Source organism: Streptomyces sp. NPDC055815 (assembly GCF_053616475.1).
Genome location: NZ_JBSHDU010000006.1, coordinates 1 through 16,412 on the forward strand (window position 1 = coordinate 1; position 16,412 = coordinate 16,412).

Below are 16,412 nucleotides of genomic sequence, written 5' to 3' on the forward strand. Positions count from 1 at the left end.
CACCGGCGCGGCCGCGGGCCGGCCGTCGCCCGGCGGGACCGGCACGTGCCCGGCCGCACCGGACTGCGCCCCCGAGCCCGCGGGCCGGCCCTCGGTCGGCGGGACCGGCGCGGCCGCGTCCGGGTGCGCCCCCGGGCGCGCCCGGGGCGGGGTGCCCGGGGTTCGGTCGTCGGTCGGCGGCGACGTCGGGCGCGGGACCGCGCCTCCCCTGGTGTCGCGTGACTCGTACGTACCGTCGGTCTCCATGAACCCCTGCCCCCTGACCAGCCAGGTCGCCGCCTCTGTGCCACCGTCAATCTAGTGGGCCGGGAGCCCCCGGGAGGGGATTCGACCACCCGTACGGCCGGGGGCAGGCAACGACCCGTACGGACGGGTCCGGGCCGCGGAAGCGGAGCCGCCATGTCCATCCCGGACAACGACACACCCCCACCACTCCCGATCGGCGCATGCCTGACCCCCTCCCCCGCGCCTAGCCTGCGGAGGAAACCCGCAAGTGCGTCCAGAACACCCCCAGGAGCCCCGCATGAACGCTGTCCCGCAGGAGCGGCGCGTCGTCACCGCCATCCCCGGTCCGAAGTCGCAGGAGCTTCAGGCCCGCCGTCTCGACACGGTCGCCGGTGGCGTCGGCTCCACGCTGCCCGTCTTCACCGCGCGGGCCGGCGGCGGCATCATCGAGGACGTCGACGGCAACCGCCTGATCGACTTCGGCTCCGGCATCGCCGTGACCTCGGTCGGCGCGTCCGCCGAGGCCGTCGTGCGCCGCGCCACCGCGCAGCTGCAGGACTTCACCCACACCTGTTTCATGGTGACGCCGTACGAGGGTTACGTGGAGGTCTGCGAGGCGCTGGCCGAGCTGACCCCGGGCGACCACGCCAAGAAGTCCGCGCTGTTCAACTCGGGCGCCGAGGCCGTCGAGAACGCGGTGAAGATCGCCCGCTCGTACACCAAGCGCCAGGCCGTCGTCGTCTTCGACCACGGCTACCACGGCCGTACGAACCTCACCATGGGCATGACGGCGAAGAACATGCCGTACAAGCAGGGCTTCGGTCCGTTCGCCCCCGAGGTCTACCGCGTGCCGGTCGCCTACGGCTACCGCTGGCCCACCGGTGCCGAGAACTGCGGCCCCGAGGCCGCCGCCCAGGCGATCGACAACATCACCAAGCAGATCGGCGCCGAGAACGTCGCCGCGATCGTCATCGAGCCGGTCCTCGGCGAGGGCGGCTTCATCGAGCCGGCCAAGGGCTTCCTGCCGGCGATCGTGAAGTTCGCCAACGACAACGGCATCGTCTTCGTCGCGGACGAGATCCAGGCCGGCTTCTGCCGTACCGGCCAGTGGTTCGCCTGTGAGGACGAGGGCATCGTCCCGGACCTCATCACCACCGCCAAGGGCATCGCGGGCGGTCTGCCGCTCGCCGCCGTCACCGGCCGCGCCGAGATCATGGACTCCGTCCACGGCGGCGGTCTGGGCGGCACCTACGGCGGCAACCCGGTGGCCTGCGCCGGTGCGCTCGGCTCCATCGAGACGATGAAGGAGCTCGACCTCAACGGCAAGGCCAAGCGCATCGAGGAGGTCATGAAGGGCCGCCTCACCGCCATGCAGGAGAAGTTCCCGGTCATCGGTGACATCCGCGGCCGTGGCGCCATGATCGCCATCGAGCTGGTGAAGGACCCGGTCACCAAGGAGCCGCACGCGGAGGCCGCCGCGGCGCTCGCCAAGTACTGCCACAACGAGGGCGTGCTCGTCCTCACCTGCGGCACCTACGGCAACGTGCTCCGCTTCCTGCCGCCGCTGGTCATCGGCGAGGACCTCCTCAACGAGGGCCTGGACGTCATCGAGGCCGCGCTCGCCACCATCTGAGTGGTAGTCCGAAGGGCCACCGGAGGGCCGAACCGGCACACGGTGTGAAGACTCTGTGGGGGGCCGATGGCGGGACGCGTTTCCCGCTGTCGGCCCCCCACTTCGTGACGTACGGTTTCTGCAGATGAGAGAAACACCCCGGGCGGAGCCTCCCCAGCCCCGCCCACACCGTGCCATCGCGCACACCACCGGGGCCTCGTGCCCCGGAACTCCTCACCGATCGGATGGCCGCCCGCCCCACACCCCCCGGGGCGCGCGGCAGCCCGATCCCCTCGGCCGCCCTGGAACCACCCCCCCTGTTCCAGGGCGGCCGGCTCTCTTCTCGGCGCTCGTCGCCCTCGCCGTCGTGACCTGGCAGGTGCTCGTCCACGGCCCCTTGGCCAGGCTCGACGAGCGGGTGTCCAGGGCCGTGGTGGACTCGGTCCCCCGGCGCCTGAGCGAACTCGCCTCCGACCTCGGCAACATGACGGTCGCTCTCCCGGTCCTCGTCTGCGCGATGGCGTACGCGGTGTGGCGGGGCCGCCGCGCGGCCGCCCTGTACGCGGGGCTCGCCATGGCCGCCGTACCCCTCCTGGTGATTCCGCTGAAGGAGTGGACGGCCCGCCCGGGTCCGCTGGAGCCCTGGGCGCAGGGCTACTTCCCCTCGGGTCACACGGCCACGGCCGCGGTCGCCTACTTCGGCGCGGCCTTCCTCGTCTCGAACCGCCTGATCCCCGTCGCCGCCGTGCTGACGGCGGTGACGGGGACCGGTCTTGTGCTGCGGGGCTTCCACTGGCCGCTGGACGTGTTCGCCAGCCTGTGTCTCTCCCTGCTCGTACTGGGCGTCAGTTCCAGGTGTACGCGTCGAAGTTCCGGCTGAACTCCCAGGCGTTGTACCGGTCCCAGTTGATCGACCAGGTCATCAGGCCGCGCAGGGCGGGCCAGGTGCCGTGGGTCTGGTAGGTGCCGCAGTTCGTCTTCTTCGTGAGGCAGTCGAGGGCCTTGTTCACCTCGGCCGGGGTCGTGTGGCCGTTGCCCGCCTGGGTGGAGGCGGGGAGGCCGATGGCGACCTGTTCGGGGTGGAGGGCCGGGAAGAAGCGGTCCGTGTTGCCGGCGACGGGGAAGCCGGTGAGGAGCATGTCGGTCATGGCGATGTGGAAGTCGGCGCCGCCCATCGAGTGGTACTGGTTGTCGAGGCCCATGATGGAGCCCGAGTTGTAGTCCTGGACGTGGAGCAGGCTCAGGTCGTCGCGCAGGGCGTGGATGACCGGTAGGTAGGCGCCGGCGCGCGGGTCCTGGCCGCCCCAGGGGCCGGAGCCGTAGTACTGGTAGCCGAGTTGGACGAAGAAGGTCTCGGGGGCCATCGTCAGGACGAACTTCGAGCCGTACTTGGCCTTGAGGGTCTTGACCGCCTGGATCAGATTGACGACGACGGGGCTGGTCGGGTTCCGGAAGTCGGTGTCGCCGGTCTGGAGCGAGAGCGAATGGCCCTCGAAGTCGATGTCGAGGCCGTCGAGTCCGTACTCGTCGATGATCTTCGAGACGGAGGAGACGAAGGTGTCGCGGGCCGCGGTGGTGGCGAGCTGCACCTGGCCGTTCTGGCCGCCGATGGAGATGAGGACCTTCTTGCCGGCGGCCTGCTTGGCCTTGATCGCCGCCTTGAAGTCCGCGAGGGACTCGACGTTCGGGCATTCGGTCGCCGGGCAGAGGGTGAAGCGGATGTCGCCCGAGGTCACCGAGGTGGGTTCGCCGAAGGCGAGGTTGATGACGTCCCAGGAGTCGGGGACGTCGGCCATGCGGGTGTAGCCGGAGCCGTTGGCGAAGCTGGCGTGGAGGTAGCCGACGAGGGCGTGGGCGGGGAGGGAGCCGCCGGGGTTGCCGCCGCCTCCGGAGGTGGTGGTCGCGGTGACGGCGGCCGACTTCGGGGATTCTCCGGCGCTGTTCACGGCGGTGACCTGGAAGGTGTACGGGGTGGAGGCCGTGAGCCCGGAGACGGTGGCCGAGGGGGCGGTGACCGTCTGGATCCTGGTGGTCCCCTGGTAGACGTGGTACGAGGTGGCGCCGGAGACCGCGGTCCAGGTGAGCGGCACCGTGGTGGAGGTCGGGGAGCCGGCCGTGAGCCCGGTGGGGGCGGCCGGGAGCTGGACGGGGTCGCCGCCGGGGCCGTACAGGGAGAGGTCGTCGGCCTGGTAGGCGGGGGTGCCGTACCAGCCGTGGGTGTAGATCGTGACCGAGGTGGTGGAGGCGCCCGTGGTGAACGTGGTGGTGAGCTTCTGCCAGTCGGGGGCGGAGCCCGTCCAGGTGGAGACGTCGGTGGTGCCGGTGCCGGAGGCGCCGAGGTAGACGTAGCTGCCGCGCACCCAGCCGCTGAGCGTGTAGGTGGAGTTGGGCTTCACCGTCACGGTCTGGGAGCACTTGGCGTTGTCGCTGCCGGCCGGGGTGGCCTGGAGCGCCTTCGTCCCGCCGTGTACGGGTGACGGGACGACGGTGCCGCTGCCCGCCGTGCAGCTCCAGCCGTCGAGGCCGGCTTCGAAGCCGCCGTTGCGGGCGAGTTCGGTGTCGGCGGCCTGGGCCGCGGGGGTGAGTGCGAGGAGCCCGCCGGTGGCGAGGGAGCCCGCCAGGAGCAGGGTGAGGGGTCTGGTGCGGTCCACAACTGCCTCCGGGGGTGGGGGAATCGAGGTGGAGCGCGCCACAGCATGGTCCAGACCAATCGAGTGGTCAAGACCTCTGCACCGCACCGGGTTCGACTCAGCTCCCGGCGTCCCCCCTTTCCCCCCTGGCCAGTTGGCCCGCCGCCTCGTGCATCGCCAGCTCCAGGAGCGAGGCGTCGGTGAGGGTGCCCAGGCCGTCCGGCACCACCAGCCAGCGCGCCGCGCCGGTCACCCGCCCCGGGTACGGGACGACGATCCAGGTGCCGGAGCCCGCGCCGCGCACCCCGGTGCCGAGCCAGCGGGCGGCGGTTCCCGGTGGGACGAAGAAGCCCATCCGGGCCTCGCCGAAGTCGGCCAGGACCGGGCCCGGCCGGTCCACGAGCCGGGTCAGCACGTCGAGCGTGGGATAGCCGAGTTCCCCCGGCAGGATCAGCACGTCCCAGCGCCTGCCGGCGGGCAGCAGCGCGACCCCGTGCGGGTTGCGCTCCCACTCCCACCGGCAGGCCCCGGGATCCGGCGCGACCGAGGCGAGCCACTCCACCGCGGCCCTGACGCCCGAAGCCCCCGTACCAGTCATCGCGACGTTCTCCTTCCGTGTGGACCGGATGTCCACACGGAGAGAGCGGGTACGGGGGCTTCTCTTACGCGGCTTCGACCACAAGCCGAGAGTGACCTGCGTCACATCGAAAGGTCAGCTGTCGAAGCCGAGGCCCAGCTTGTCCATCGTCTTCAGCCACAGGTTGCGCCGCCCGCCGTTCTCGTCGGCGCGGGCGAGCGACCACTTGGTGATGCCGATGCCGGCCCAGGCGACCGGCTCGGGCGGGAACGGCAGCGGCTTGGAGCGGACCATCTCCAGGTCGGTGCGCTCGGTGCGCTCGCCCGCGAGCAGGTCGAGCATCACGTCCCCGCCGAAGCGGGTGGCGCCGACGCCGAGGCCGGTGAACCCGGCCGCGTACGCCACCTTCCCCTGGTGGGCCGTGCCGAAGAAGGCCGAGAAGCGCGAGCAGGTGTCGATCGCGCCGCCCCAGGCATGGCTGAAGCGGAGCCCCTCCAGCTGCGGGAAGCAGCGGAAGAAGTGCTCGGCAAGCTTGAGGTACGTCTCCGGGCGGTGGTCCATCTCGGCGCTGACCTTGCCGCCGTACGGGTACACCGCGTCGTAACCGCCCCACAGGATGCGGTGGTCGGAGGTGATCCGGAAGTAGTGGAACTGGTTGGCGGAGTCGCCGAGTCCCTGCCGGTTCTTCCAGCCGACCGAGGCGAGCTGCTCGGCGCTGAGCGGCTCGGTCATCAGGGCGTAGTCGTAGACCGGGACGGTGTACGCCCGGACGCGCCTGACCAGCGAGGGGAAGACGTTGGTGCCGAGCGCGACCCGGCGGGCGACGACCTTGCCGTACGGGGTGCGGACGCCCATCCCGGCGCCCACCGAGACCAGCTGGAGGCCGGGGGTGTTCTCGTAGATCCGTACGCCCAGGTCGAGGCAGGCCCGCTTCAGGCCCCAGGCCAGCTTGGCGGGGTGGAGCATGGCGACGCCGCGCCTGTCCCACATGCCGCCGAGGAAGGTCGGCGAGTCGACCTCGGCCCGTACGGCGTCCCGGTCCAGGAACTCCAGGCCCTCGGCGAGACCGAGCCGGCCGGCCTCCTCGTACCACGCGTGGAGCTCCTCCACCTGGTACGGCTCGGTGGCGACGTCGATCTCGCCGGTGCGCTCGAAGTCGCAGTCCAGCTGGTAGCGGGCGACGGTCTCCTCGATGGCGTCGAGGTTCCGCTCGCCCATCCGCTCCAGCTTCGACAGCTCGCCCGGCCAGCGGGCGAGCCCGTTGCCGAAGCCGTGCGTGAGGGAGGCGGCGCAGAAGCCTCCGTTGCGGCCCGAGGCGGCCCAGCCCACCTCGCGGCCTTCGATCAGTACGACATCCCGGGAGGGGTCGCGCTCCTTGGCGAGGAGCGCGGTCCACAGTCCGCTGTATCCGCCGCCGACCACGAGGAGATCGCACTTCTCGGTGCCGGTGAGGGCGGGCAGGGCTCCGGGCTTGCCGGGGTCTTCCAGCCAGAAGGGGACGGGCTGGGCGTCGGAGAGAGATTGTGCAGCGAGACGCATGGCGACTGGGGCCATGGTTTCCAACTCCTTCGGTGCCTGAGACGTCTTCCGCTCAGGCCGTTGCTATTTTCTTGCGCCGGTTCGTGATGATCTGCCCGGCCGCGACCATCAGTACCGCGAGGACGAACATCGCGGTGCCGATGACGTTGATCTGAACGGGGGTTCCGCGCTGCGCCGAGCCCCAGACGAACATGGGGAAGGTGACGGTGGAGCCCGCGTTGAAGTTGGTGATGATGAAGTCGTCGAACGAGAGCGCGAAGGCGAGCAGCGCGCCGGCGGCGATGCCGGGCGCGGCGATCGGCAGGGTCACGCGCAGGAAGGTCTGCGTGGGCCCCGCGTAGAGGTCGCGCGCGGCCTCTTCGAGGCGCGGGTCCATGGACATGACCCGGGCCTTGACCGCCGTCACGACGAACGACAGACAGAACATGATGTGGGCGATCAGGACCGTCCAGAAGCCCAGCTCGATGCCCATGTTGAGGAAGAGCGTGAGCAGCGAGGCGGCCATGACGACCTCGGGCATCGCCATCGGCAGGAAGATCAGCGAGTTGATCGCGCCGCGCGCCCGGAAGCGGTAGCGGACCAGTGCGAAGGCGATCATCGTGCCGAGGACGACGGCGCCGAGCGTCGCCCAGGCGGCGAGCTGGAGCGAGAGCGAGAGCGACTCGCACATGTCGGCGACGCCGCAGGGGTCCTTCCAGGCGTCGAGCGAGAACTCCTGCCAGGAGTAGTTGAAGCGTCCCTTCGGCTTGTTGAAGGAGAACGCCATCACCACGAGGTTCGGCAGGATCATGTACGCGAGCGTCAGCAGGCCCGCGATGACGACCAGGTTCTTGCGGATCCAGCGCATCAGACCAGGTCCTCCGTTCCGGCACGGCGGATGTACACGGTGACCATGCCGAGCACGATCGCCATGAGGATGAAGGAGAGCGCGGCCGCCGTCGGGTAGTCGAGGACGCGCAGGAACTGCGACTGGATGACGTTGCCGACCATCTTGGTGTCGGTCGAGCCGAGCAGTTCGGCGTTGACGTAGTCGCCGCTCGCCGGGATGAAGGTGAGCAGGGTGCCGGAGACGACGCCGGGCATCGACAGCGGGAAGGTCACCTTGCGGAAGGTGGTCGCCGGGGAGGCGTACAGGTCCTGCGCGGCCTCGTGCAGCCGGCCGTCGATCCGCTCCAGGGAGGTGTAGAGGGGCAGGATCATGAAGGGCAGGAAGTTGTACGTGAGGCCGGTGACCACCGCCATCGGGGTGGCGAGGACGCGGTTGCCCTCGGTCCAGCCGAGCCAGCTGGTCACGTCCAGGAAGTGCAGGGCGTTGAGCGCGTCGACCACGACGCTGTCGTCGGCCAGGATCGTCTTCCACGCGAGCGTGCGGATGAGGAAGCTGGTGAAGAACGGCGCGATGACGAGGACGAGCAGCAGGTTCCGCCAGCGTCCGGCCTTGAAGGCGATCAGGTACGCCAGCGGGTAGCCGAGCAGCAGGCAGAGCAGGGTCGCGGTCCCGGCGTACAGCAGGGAGCGGACGAACTGCGGCCAGTACTCCTGGAAGGCGTCCCAGTAGGTCTGGAAGTGCCAGGTGACCTCGAAGCCCTTCTCCAGGGAGCCGGTCTGCACCGAGGTGGAGGCCTGGTAGATCATCGGCAGCGCGAAGAAGACGAGCAGCCAGACGATGCCGGGCAGCAGCAGCCAGTACGGGACGAGCCGCTTGCGCGTGGAGGGCTTGCGCAGAACCGGTTCCGCTATCGAGGGCGCTTCCTTCGCCAGGGTCGTGGTCATCCGGCGTCCTCCACCGTCTCCACGCCCGCGTCGATGTCCTGGGCCGCGTCGAGGCCGAAAGTGTGGGCCGGGTTCCAGTGCAGGACGACCTGCGCGCCCGGGACGAGGCGGGTGTCGCGCTCGATGTTCTGCTCGTAGACCTGGAGCTCCGCGCCCGCCGGCGAGTTCACCACGTACTGGGTGGAGACGCCGATGAAGGAGGAGTCGACGATCCGGCCGGTCACCCGGTTGCGGCCGTCGGCGATCGAGCCCGCGTCGTCGGCGTGCGCGAGCGAGATCTTCTCGGGGCGGACGCCCACGAGGACCTTCCCGCCCTGGCGGACGGCGGAGGTACAGCGGTCGCCGGGGACCTTGAGCTTGCCGCCGCCGGCCGTGACGAGCACATCGGAGCCGGTCTCCAGGACCTCGGCCTCGATGAGGTTCGAGGTGCCGAGGAAGTTGGCGACGAAGGTGGTCTGCGGGTTCTCGTACAGGTCGGCGGGGGCGCCGAGCTGCTCGACCCGGCCGCCGTTCATCACCGCGACCTGGTCGGCCATCGTCATGGCCTCCTCCTGGTCGTGGGTGACGTGCACGAAGGTGATGCCGACCTCGGTCTGGATCCTCTTGAGCTCCAGCTGCATCTGCCGGCGCAGCTTGAGGTCGAGGGCGCCGAGCGGCTCGTCGAGGAGCAGCACCTGCGGGTGGTTGATGAGCGCGCGGGCGACGGCGACGCGCTGCTGCTGGCCGCCGGAGAGCTGGTGCGGCTTCTTGTGGGCGTGCTCGCCGAGCTGGACCAGGTCGATCATCTCGTCGACCTGCTTCTTCACGGACTTGATGCCGCGGCGGCGGAGGCCGAAGGCGATGTTCTCGAAGATGTCCATGTGCGGGAAGAGCGCGTAGGACTGGAAGACGGTGTTGACCGGCCGCTTGTACGGCGGGAGGTCGGTGACGTCCTTGTCGCCGAGGAAGACGGTGCCGGTGGTCGGGTCCTCCAGGCCGGCGATCATGCGCAGCGTGGTGGTCTTGCCGCAGCCGGAGGCGCCGAGCAGGGCGAAGAAGGAGCCCTGCGGGACGGTCAGGTCGAGCGGGTGGACGGCGTGGAAGGAGCCGTACGACTTGCTGATCCCGGTGAGACGGACGTCGCCGCCGGTGGTGTTGTCAGTCATGGGTTGCGGTCCCAGGGAGTGAGAGAGGTGGACGAGGCCGGACTCAGGCGCCGATGAGCTTGGCGAACTTCTCCTCGTACGCCGTCTCCTCCGCGCTGCTGAGCGAGCGGAAGGCGTGGGACTTCTTGGCCATGGCCTTGTCCGGGAGGATCAGCGTGTTGTTCGCGAGCTCGGGGTCGATCTTGGCGAGCTCGTCCTTCACCCCGTCGACGGGGCAGACGTAGTTGATGTACGCGGCGAGCTGGGCGGCGACGGGAAGCTCGTAGTAGTAGTCGATGAGCTTCTCGGCGTTCGTCTTGTGCCGGGCCTGCGCGGGGACGAGCAGGTTGTCGCTGGAGGTGATGTAGCCGGCGGACGGGATGGAGAACCTGATGTCCGGGTTGTCCGCCTGGAGCTGGATGATGTCGCCGGCCCAGGCGAGGCAGGCCGCGATGTCGCCCTTGTCCAGGTCGGAGGTGTAGTCGTTGCCGGTGAAGCGGCGTATCTGCTTCTTGTCGACGCCCTTCTGGAGGCGGCCGATCGCCGCGTCGTAGTCGGCGTCGGTGAAGTTCCCCGGGTCCTTGCCCATGTCGAGCAAGGTCATGCCGACGGAGTCGCGCATCTCGGTGAGGAAGCCGACCCGGCCCTTGAGCGCGGGGTCGTCGAGGAGCTGGGTGACGGAGTCGACCTTCTTGCCGCCGGTCGCCTTGGAGTTGTACGCGATGACGGTCGAGATGCCCGTCCACGGGTACGAGTAGGACCGGCCCGGGTCCCAGTCGGGGCGGCGGAACTGCGAGGACAGGTTCGCGTACGCGTTGGGCAGGTTGGCCGGGTCGAGCTTCTGGGCCCAGCCGAGCCGGATGATGCGGGCGGCGAGCCAGTCGGTGACGCAGATCAGGTCGCGGCCGGTGTCCTGGCCGGCCGCGAGCTGCGGCTTGATCTTGCCGAAGAACTCGACGTTGTCGTTGATGTCCTCGGTGTACTTGACCTTGATCCCGGTGCGTTTGGCGAACGCCTCCAGGCTGGGGCGGGACTTCTCGTCCTCGCTGACGTCCATGTACTCGGTCCAGTTGGAGAAGGCGACGCTCTTCTCCTTGGCCGACACGTCGATGGACGCGGGGCCGTTGCCCTCCCGCTTGGCCGGCGGGATGCCACAGGCGCTCAGGCCGGCGAGACCGCCGACCGTGAGCGCTCCGACGCCGCCCGCGCGCAGCATCGAACGGCGGCTGAGGGCGCCCCGGCCGCTCGTCATGCTGCGCCGTATCGCCGCCAGCTGCGCGGCGGACAGGCTGTCGGGCTCGTACTGCTCCATGCGCTGTGCCCTTTCGGGATGGGTGGGCCGCTGGTCGGGCGGCGAGTCTGCTATCGGTCCCCGAAGATCGTGCGGTGCCAGTCCTTCGCTGCGACCGCGGTGTTGTCGAACATCACGTGCTTGACCTGCGTGTACTCCTCGAAGGAGTACGCCGACATGTCCTTTCCGTAACCGGAGGCCTTGGTGCCGCCGTGGGGCATCTCGCTGATGATCGGGATGTGGTCGTTGACCCACACACATCCCGCCTTGATCTCCCGCGTGGCGCGGTTGGCCCGGTAGACGTCCCGGCTCCACGCGGAGGCGGCGAGGCCGTACGGGGTGTCGTTGGCGAGCCGGATGCCCTCGTCGTCGCCGTCGAAGGGCAGGGCCACCAGGACCGGACCGAAGATCTCCGACTGCACGACCTCGCTGTCCTGCGCGGCGCCGATGATCAGGGTGGGACGGTAGTATGCGCCGTTCTTGAGCTCTCCACCAGGGGCTTCTCCTCCGGTGACCACCGTGGCGTAGCCGCGGGCGCGCTCGACGAAGCCGGCGACGCTGTCGCGGTGGCGGTGGCTGACGAGCGGTCCGAGGTCGGTGCCGGGCGCGAAGGGGTCGCCGACGCGGACGGTCTCCATGAGCTCGGCGACCCGGGCGACGAAGGCGTCGAAGAGCGGGCGCTGGACGTACGCGCGCGTGGCGGCGGTGCAGTCCTGGCCGCTGTTGATGAGGGAGGCGGCGACCGCGCCCCGGGCGGCGGCCTCCAGGTCGGCGTCGTCGAAGACGAGGAACGGGGCCTTGCCGCCGAGTTCGAGGTGGAGCCGCTTCACGGTGGCGGTGGCGACCTCGGCGACCCGCTTGCCGACCGGGGTGGAGCCGGTGAAGGAGGTCATGACGACGTCGGGGTGGCCGACGAGGTGCTCGCCGACGACCCGCCCGGAGCCGCTGACGATGTTGATGACGCCGTCGGGGATGCCGGCCTCCTTCGCCGCCTGCGCGAACATCAGCGAGGTCAGCGGGGTGAGCTCGGCGGGCTTCAGGACGATCGTGTTGCCGGCGGCGATCGCCGGGAGGATCTTCCAGGCGGCCATCTGGAGCGGGTAGTTCCAGGGGGCGATGGAGCCGACGACGCCGATCGGTTCGCGCCGGATGTACGAGGTGTGGTCGCCGGTGTACTCGGCGGCCGACTGGCCCTGGAGGTGGCGGGCGGCCCCCGCGAAGAAGGCCGTGTTGTCGATGGTGCCGGGCACGTCGAACTCGGTGGTGAGCTTGAGCGGCTTGCCGCACTGGAGGGACTCCACCTTGGCGATGTCCTCCGCCCAGTCGGCGAGGACGCCCGCGAGCCGGTGCAGCGCGTCGGAGCGCTCGCCCGGGGTGGCGCCCGCCCAGCCGGGGAAGGCGGCCTTGGCGGCGGCGACGGCCTCGTCCACGTCCGCGGTGGAGGCGAGGGCGTAGGTGTGGACGCTCTCGCCCGTCGCCGGGTCGATCACGCTGTGTTCCTGACCTGAGGTTCCGGCGCGGAGCCTTCCGCCGATGTACTGCGCGCCGTCCGCGAAGCGGTCCGTCACCTGGAAGCGGTTGGTCATGACGCTCTCCGTTGTCCCAGCTCGAATTGAGTGCCGATCCTGGCATGGGGACAGGGGTCCAACAAGTGATTCCGTTGTTGCCTTTTGGTTACGCGACGGATTCGGTCGACCATGTGTCGAGGTGGTCGGAAAATCTCCGTACGGAGTGTCCGTGGCGGATGCCACACTCGCATGTATGAGCAAGATCGAAGAGCTGACGCAGCAGGTCACGAGGGGTGACCGGGTGAAGTGGCTGCACTTCTGGGGGCACCGTCCACACCCCGAAGGACGCCTCTCGGCGAGCTGTCTGAGCCAGTGGTGGCCGTCGCCTTTCACGGTCGACGGCGTGGCCTACGCGACCGCCGAGCACTGGATGATGGCCGCCAAGGCCCGCCTCTTCCGGGACGCGGAGGCCGAGCGGGCCGCGCTCACCGCCCGCACCCCGGCGGAGGCCAAGAACGCGGGCCGGCTGGTCCGCGGCTTCGACGACGCGGTCTGGGAGCGGGAGCGCTTCGGGATCGTCGTCGAGGGCAGCGTCCACAAGTTCTCCTCGGACGAGGCCCTGCGCGCGTACCTGCTGGGCACGGGCGCGCGTGTCCTGGTGGAGGCCAGCCCGCTGGACCGCGTCTGGGGCATCGGCCTCGCCGCCGACGACCCCCGCGCCCACGACCCGGCCCGCTGGCGCGGCCTCAACCTCCTGGGCTTCGCCCTGATGGAGGCGCGGCAGCGGCTGCGCGCCGGATGACACGCGCAGGGCCCCGCGCCTCGGGGAGGTGCGGGGCCCAGCGCGGGGTGTACGGGCGTCAGCGGCCGCTCTCGACCACCAGGCTCGACGCGAACGGGTCCTCGTCGTACCCCTCCTCGAAGGCCGAGGGGTCCTGGGCGATCGCCCAGATGATGAAGCCCAGGAAGACGGCGCTGACCAGCGTGCCGATCGAGCCCAGGACGATGCCCGCGATGGCCATGCCCCGGTTCGTCGCCTCGCCGCGGCCGACCTTCTTCAGGCCGATGATGCCGAAGATCAGTGCCAGGACGCCGAGGATCACTCCCAGGCCGTACAGACAGAATCCGGCCACCGCGATGATGCCGAGCACCATCGCGGTCGTCCCCATGCCGTTGGACGGGGCCTGCTGCCAGCCGGTCTGGGCGGGCTGCCCGTATCCGGGGTAGCCGTACCCCGAGGTGGCCGGAGGCGGCGTCGGGGTCGGGTAGCCGTACCCGCCCGCCGCCGGCGTGGCCGCCGGGTAGCCGTACCCGGGCGTGGCCGCCGGGCCGCCGGGGGCGACCGGCGGCGGCGGGACGTCCCCGCCGGAAGCACCCGGCGCGGCCGGGAAGGACGTCATGGTCGGCTGGTCGTGCACCGGCGAGGGCGACGGCGTCGCCGGCTTGCTCAGTTCCACCCCGTCGCGGTTCGGCGGAGCCCACGGGTCCGCCGGGTCGTACCCGCCCCGCGACTGGTCTCGGTTGTCAGACATGGGCCTCCCCCATCGTGGTCACGCCATGTTACGGCCTCACCCCTGCGAGGGAACCGCCCGGCCTACGATGATCCGATGACCGATCTCCACCCCTTCATCGCGGGGCTCCCGAAGGCAGAACTGCACGTCCACCACGTCGGCTCCGCCTCGCCCCGGATCGTGGCCGAGCTCGCGGCCCGGCACCCCGACTCCAAGGTCCCCACGGACCCCGAGGCCCTCACCGACTACTTCACGTTCACGGACTTCGCGCACTTCATCGACGTCTACCTGTCGGTCGTCGACCTGGTCCGCACCCCCGAGGACGTCCGGCTGCTGACCTTCGAGATCGCCCGTGACATGGCCCGGCAGAACATCCGCTACGCCGAGCTGACCATCACCCCGTACTCCTCCACCCGCCGCGGCATCGACGAGCGCGCCTTCATGGCGGCGATCGAGGACGCCCGCAAGGCCGCCGAGGCCGAGTTCGGCACGATCCTGCGCTGGTGCTTCGACATCCCCGGCGAGGCCGGCCTGGTCTCCGCCGAGGAGACCGCGCGGCTCGCCACCACCGAGGGGCTGCGCCCGGAGGGCCTGGTCTCCTTCGGCCTCGGCGGCCCGGAGATCGGCGTACCGCGCCCGCAGTTCAAGCCGTTCTTCGACCAGGCCCGCGCGGCCGGCCTGCACTCCGTCCCGCACGCGGGCGAGACGACCGGCCCGGAGACCGTCTGGGACGCGATCCGCGAGCTCGGCGCCGAGCGCATCGGCCACGGCACCAGCTCCGCCCAGGACCCCGAGCTCCTCGCGTACCTCGCCGAGCACCGGATCGCCCTGGAGGTCTGCCCGACCTCGAACATCGCGACCCGGGCCGTCGCCACCCTGGAGGAGCACCCGATCCGGCGGTTCGTCGACGCCGGCGTCCTCGTCACGATCAACAGCGACGACCCGCCGATGTTCGGCACGGACCTCAACAACGAGTACGCCGTCGCCGCCCGTCTCCTCGGCCTCGACGAGCGCGGTGTCGCCGCCCTCGCCAAGAACGCCGTGGAGGCCTCCTTCCTCGACGCGGCCGGCAAGGCCAGGATCGCCGCCGAGATCGACACGTACACGAACGACTGGCTGGCGCGCTGACGGCGACGAGAATGGGGCCATGCGCCCTGTGACTGTCGTAGCCCATCGCGGCGACCCGTACCGCGTCCGTGAGAACACGCTCCCCTCGATCGCCTCGGCGATCGAGCGGGGGGCGGACGCGGTCGAGGTCGACGTCCGGCTGACGGCGGACGGGGTGCCCGTCCTCCTCCACGACGACACCCTGAAGCGGCTGTGGGGCCACGACCGGCCGCTCTCCGGCCTCTCGCACGAGCTGCTGCGCGAGCTCACCTTCGACGGGGTGCCGACCCTCCGCGAGGCGCTGATCGCCGCCGGGGACCACCGGCTGCTGCTGGACCTGCCGGGCGGGAACGAGGACTCGGTCCGCGCGATCGTCCGTACGGTCCGCGAGTGCGGGGCCGGGGAGCGCGTCTCGTACTGCGCGGGCGCGGTCGCCATGCTCCAGGTGCGGGCCGCCGACCCGGCCGCCGAGATCGCCCTGACCTGGACCTCGCTCGCCCCGCCCCGGCCGGTCCTGCTCGACGCCGTACGGCCGAGGTTCCTCAACTACCGCTTCGGACTGGTGAGTCGGGAGCTCACCGAGCGGATCCACCGGGACGGGCTGCTCGTCTCGGCCTGGACGGCGGACACCAAACACACCATGCGTAAGCTGATCAAGAACGGGATCGACGCGGTCACCACGAACCGGGTCGACGCACTCGCCGCCGTGCTGCGAAAGGCTCGCGAATGAACGACCGGATCAGGACCGACATCGCCCACAACGCCCGGGTGTGGAACTACTGGCTGGGCGGCAAGGACAACTATCCGGTGGACCGCGCGGTCGGCGACCAGGTCACCGGCTTCTATCCGAGCATCGGCGAAGTGGCACGCGCGGACCGGGCCTTCCTCGGCCGGGCCGTCACGCATCTGGCCGCCGAGGCGGGCATCCGCCAGTTCCTGGACATCGGTACGGGCCTGCCGACCGCCGACAACACCCACGAGGTGGCCCAGCGGATCGCCCCCGACGCCCGCATCGTCTACGTCGACAACGACCCGATCGTCCTCACGCACGCCCGCGCGCTCCTGACGAGCGCCCCGGAGGGCGTCACGGAGTACGTCGACGCCGACGCCCACGACCCGGAGCGGATCGTCGCGGCCGCCCTCGGCACGCTCGACCTGTCCCGCCCGGTCGCGGTGCTGATGCTCGGCATCCTCAACTTCGTCCTGGACACCGAGAAGGCCGGGTCGATCGTGCGGACCCTGATGGCCGCCGTACCCTCCGGCAGCCATCTGGTGCTCACCCACCCGACGCTGGAGCCGGAGCTCGGCGGCGAGGGCAACAAGGCCGCGATGGACTTCTGGAACGAGAACGCGACCCCGCCGATCACCGCCCGCACCCGGGAGGAGTTCACCTCCTTCTTCGACGGCCTCGACCTCCTCGCCCCGGGCATCGTCTCCTGCTCCCGCTGGCGCTCCGACGAGGGGGCCGTGGTCGCGCAGTTCGGCGCGGTGGGCCGCAAGCCGTAATGGGCATAC

Annotated in this window: 15 protein-coding genes and 1 pseudogene; 6 read left to right on the forward strand and 10 right to left on the reverse strand. The window is 70.5% G+C overall.

The annotated features are described in order from the left end of the window. A pseudogene (locus ACWGN5_RS06230) lies at positions 1-246 on the reverse strand (hypothetical protein); the annotation flags it as partial. Positions 247-523: 277 nt separating this feature from the next. Here ACWGN5_RS06230 and gabT point away from each other — a divergent pair. Both gabT and ACWGN5_RS06240 read left to right on the forward strand, forming a co-directional pair. Beyond that, the gene (gene gabT / locus ACWGN5_RS06235) at positions 524-1,858 is read left to right on the forward strand and encodes a 4-aminobutyrate--2-oxoglutarate transaminase (RefSeq protein WP_453511676.1); all 1,335 of its coding nucleotides are present in this window, start codon (positions 524-526) and stop codon (positions 1,856-1,858) included. Between the two features lie 124 nt (positions 1,859-1,982). Then, positions 1,983-2,717: a phosphatase PAP2 family protein gene (locus ACWGN5_RS06240; protein ID WP_453511677.1), complete on the forward strand. Its 735-nt coding sequence runs from the start codon at positions 1,983-1,985 to the stop codon at positions 2,715-2,717. Here ACWGN5_RS06240 and ACWGN5_RS06245 read toward each other — a convergent pair. From ACWGN5_RS06245 to ACWGN5_RS06280, 8 genes are all read right to left on the reverse strand, one after another. Next, positions 2,683-4,488 (reverse strand): chitinase, encoded by a 1,806-nt coding sequence (locus ACWGN5_RS06245; RefSeq protein WP_453511678.1) that lies wholly within the window; start codon positions 4,486-4,488, stop codon positions 2,683-2,685. The genes ACWGN5_RS06240 and ACWGN5_RS06245 overlap by 35 nt on opposite strands. A 97-nt stretch (positions 4,489-4,585) precedes the next feature. Beyond that, positions 4,586-5,065: a hypothetical protein gene (locus ACWGN5_RS06250; protein ID WP_453511679.1), complete on the reverse strand. Its 480-nt coding sequence runs from the start codon at positions 5,063-5,065 to the stop codon at positions 4,586-4,588. Positions 5,066-5,179: 114 nt separating this feature from the next. After that, complete coding sequence (locus ACWGN5_RS06255) at positions 5,180-6,598, reverse strand: NAD(P)/FAD-dependent oxidoreductase (protein ID WP_453511680.1); 1,419 nt, start codon at positions 6,596-6,598, stop codon at positions 5,180-5,182. 37 nt (positions 6,599-6,635) lie between these two features. Continuing rightward, positions 6,636-7,430 carry an ABC transporter permease gene (locus ACWGN5_RS06260; RefSeq protein ID WP_453511682.1) on the reverse strand — a complete coding sequence of 265 codons (795 nt, stop codon included), beginning with the start codon at positions 7,428-7,430 and terminating at the stop codon, positions 6,636-6,638. After that, positions 7,430-8,356: an ABC transporter permease gene (locus ACWGN5_RS06265; RefSeq protein WP_453511683.1), complete on the reverse strand. Its 927-nt coding sequence runs from the start codon at positions 8,354-8,356 to the stop codon at positions 7,430-7,432. The genes ACWGN5_RS06260 and ACWGN5_RS06265 overlap by 1 nt, the downstream gene beginning before the upstream one ends. Beyond that, positions 8,353-9,501: an ABC transporter ATP-binding protein gene (locus ACWGN5_RS06270; RefSeq protein ID WP_453511685.1), complete on the reverse strand. Its 1,149-nt coding sequence runs from the start codon at positions 9,499-9,501 to the stop codon at positions 8,353-8,355. The genes ACWGN5_RS06265 and ACWGN5_RS06270 overlap by 4 nt, the downstream gene beginning before the upstream one ends. Before the next feature lie 43 nt (positions 9,502-9,544). Further along, entirely contained in the window at positions 9,545-10,792 is a 1,248-nt protein-coding gene (locus ACWGN5_RS06275) for an ABC transporter substrate-binding protein (RefSeq protein WP_453511686.1), read from the reverse strand. A 50-nt stretch (positions 10,793-10,842) separates the two neighbouring features. Beyond that, positions 10,843-12,357 carry a gamma-aminobutyraldehyde dehydrogenase gene (locus ACWGN5_RS06280; protein WP_453511688.1) on the reverse strand — a complete coding sequence of 505 codons (1,515 nt, stop codon included), beginning with the start codon at positions 12,355-12,357 and terminating at the stop codon, positions 10,843-10,845. A gap of 175 nt (positions 12,358-12,532) precedes the next feature. Here ACWGN5_RS06280 and ACWGN5_RS06285 point away from each other — a divergent pair, with 175 nt between their 5' ends. Further along, entirely contained in the window at positions 12,533-13,081 is a 549-nt protein-coding gene (locus tag ACWGN5_RS06285; RefSeq protein ID WP_453511690.1) for an NADAR family protein, read from the forward strand. A gap of 58 nt (positions 13,082-13,139) precedes the next feature. Here ACWGN5_RS06285 and ACWGN5_RS06290 read toward each other — a convergent pair whose 3' ends face one another. Continuing rightward, positions 13,140-13,811 carry a DUF4190 domain-containing protein gene (locus ACWGN5_RS06290; RefSeq protein ID WP_453511691.1) on the reverse strand — a complete coding sequence of 224 codons (672 nt, stop codon included), beginning with the start codon at positions 13,809-13,811 and terminating at the stop codon, positions 13,140-13,142. 75 nt (positions 13,812-13,886) lie between these two features. Here ACWGN5_RS06290 and ACWGN5_RS06295 point away from each other — a divergent pair, with 75 nt between their 5' ends. The 3 genes from ACWGN5_RS06295 to ACWGN5_RS06305 are packed head-to-tail and all read left to right on the forward strand — an operon-like array spanning position 13,887 to position 16,403. Next, entirely contained in the window at positions 13,887-14,918 is a 1,032-nt protein-coding gene (locus ACWGN5_RS06295) for an adenosine deaminase (protein WP_453511693.1), read from the forward strand. A 19-nt stretch (positions 14,919-14,937) separates the two neighbouring features. After that, the gene (locus tag ACWGN5_RS06300) at positions 14,938-15,627 is read left to right on the forward strand and encodes a glycerophosphodiester phosphodiesterase (RefSeq protein WP_453511694.1); all 690 of its coding nucleotides are present in this window, start codon (positions 14,938-14,940) and stop codon (positions 15,625-15,627) included. Continuing rightward, complete coding sequence (locus ACWGN5_RS06305) at positions 15,624-16,403, forward strand: SAM-dependent methyltransferase (protein WP_453511695.1); 780 nt, start codon at positions 15,624-15,626, stop codon at positions 16,401-16,403. The genes ACWGN5_RS06300 and ACWGN5_RS06305 overlap by 4 nt, the downstream gene beginning before the upstream one ends. Positions 16,404-16,412: the final 9 nt, after the last annotated feature.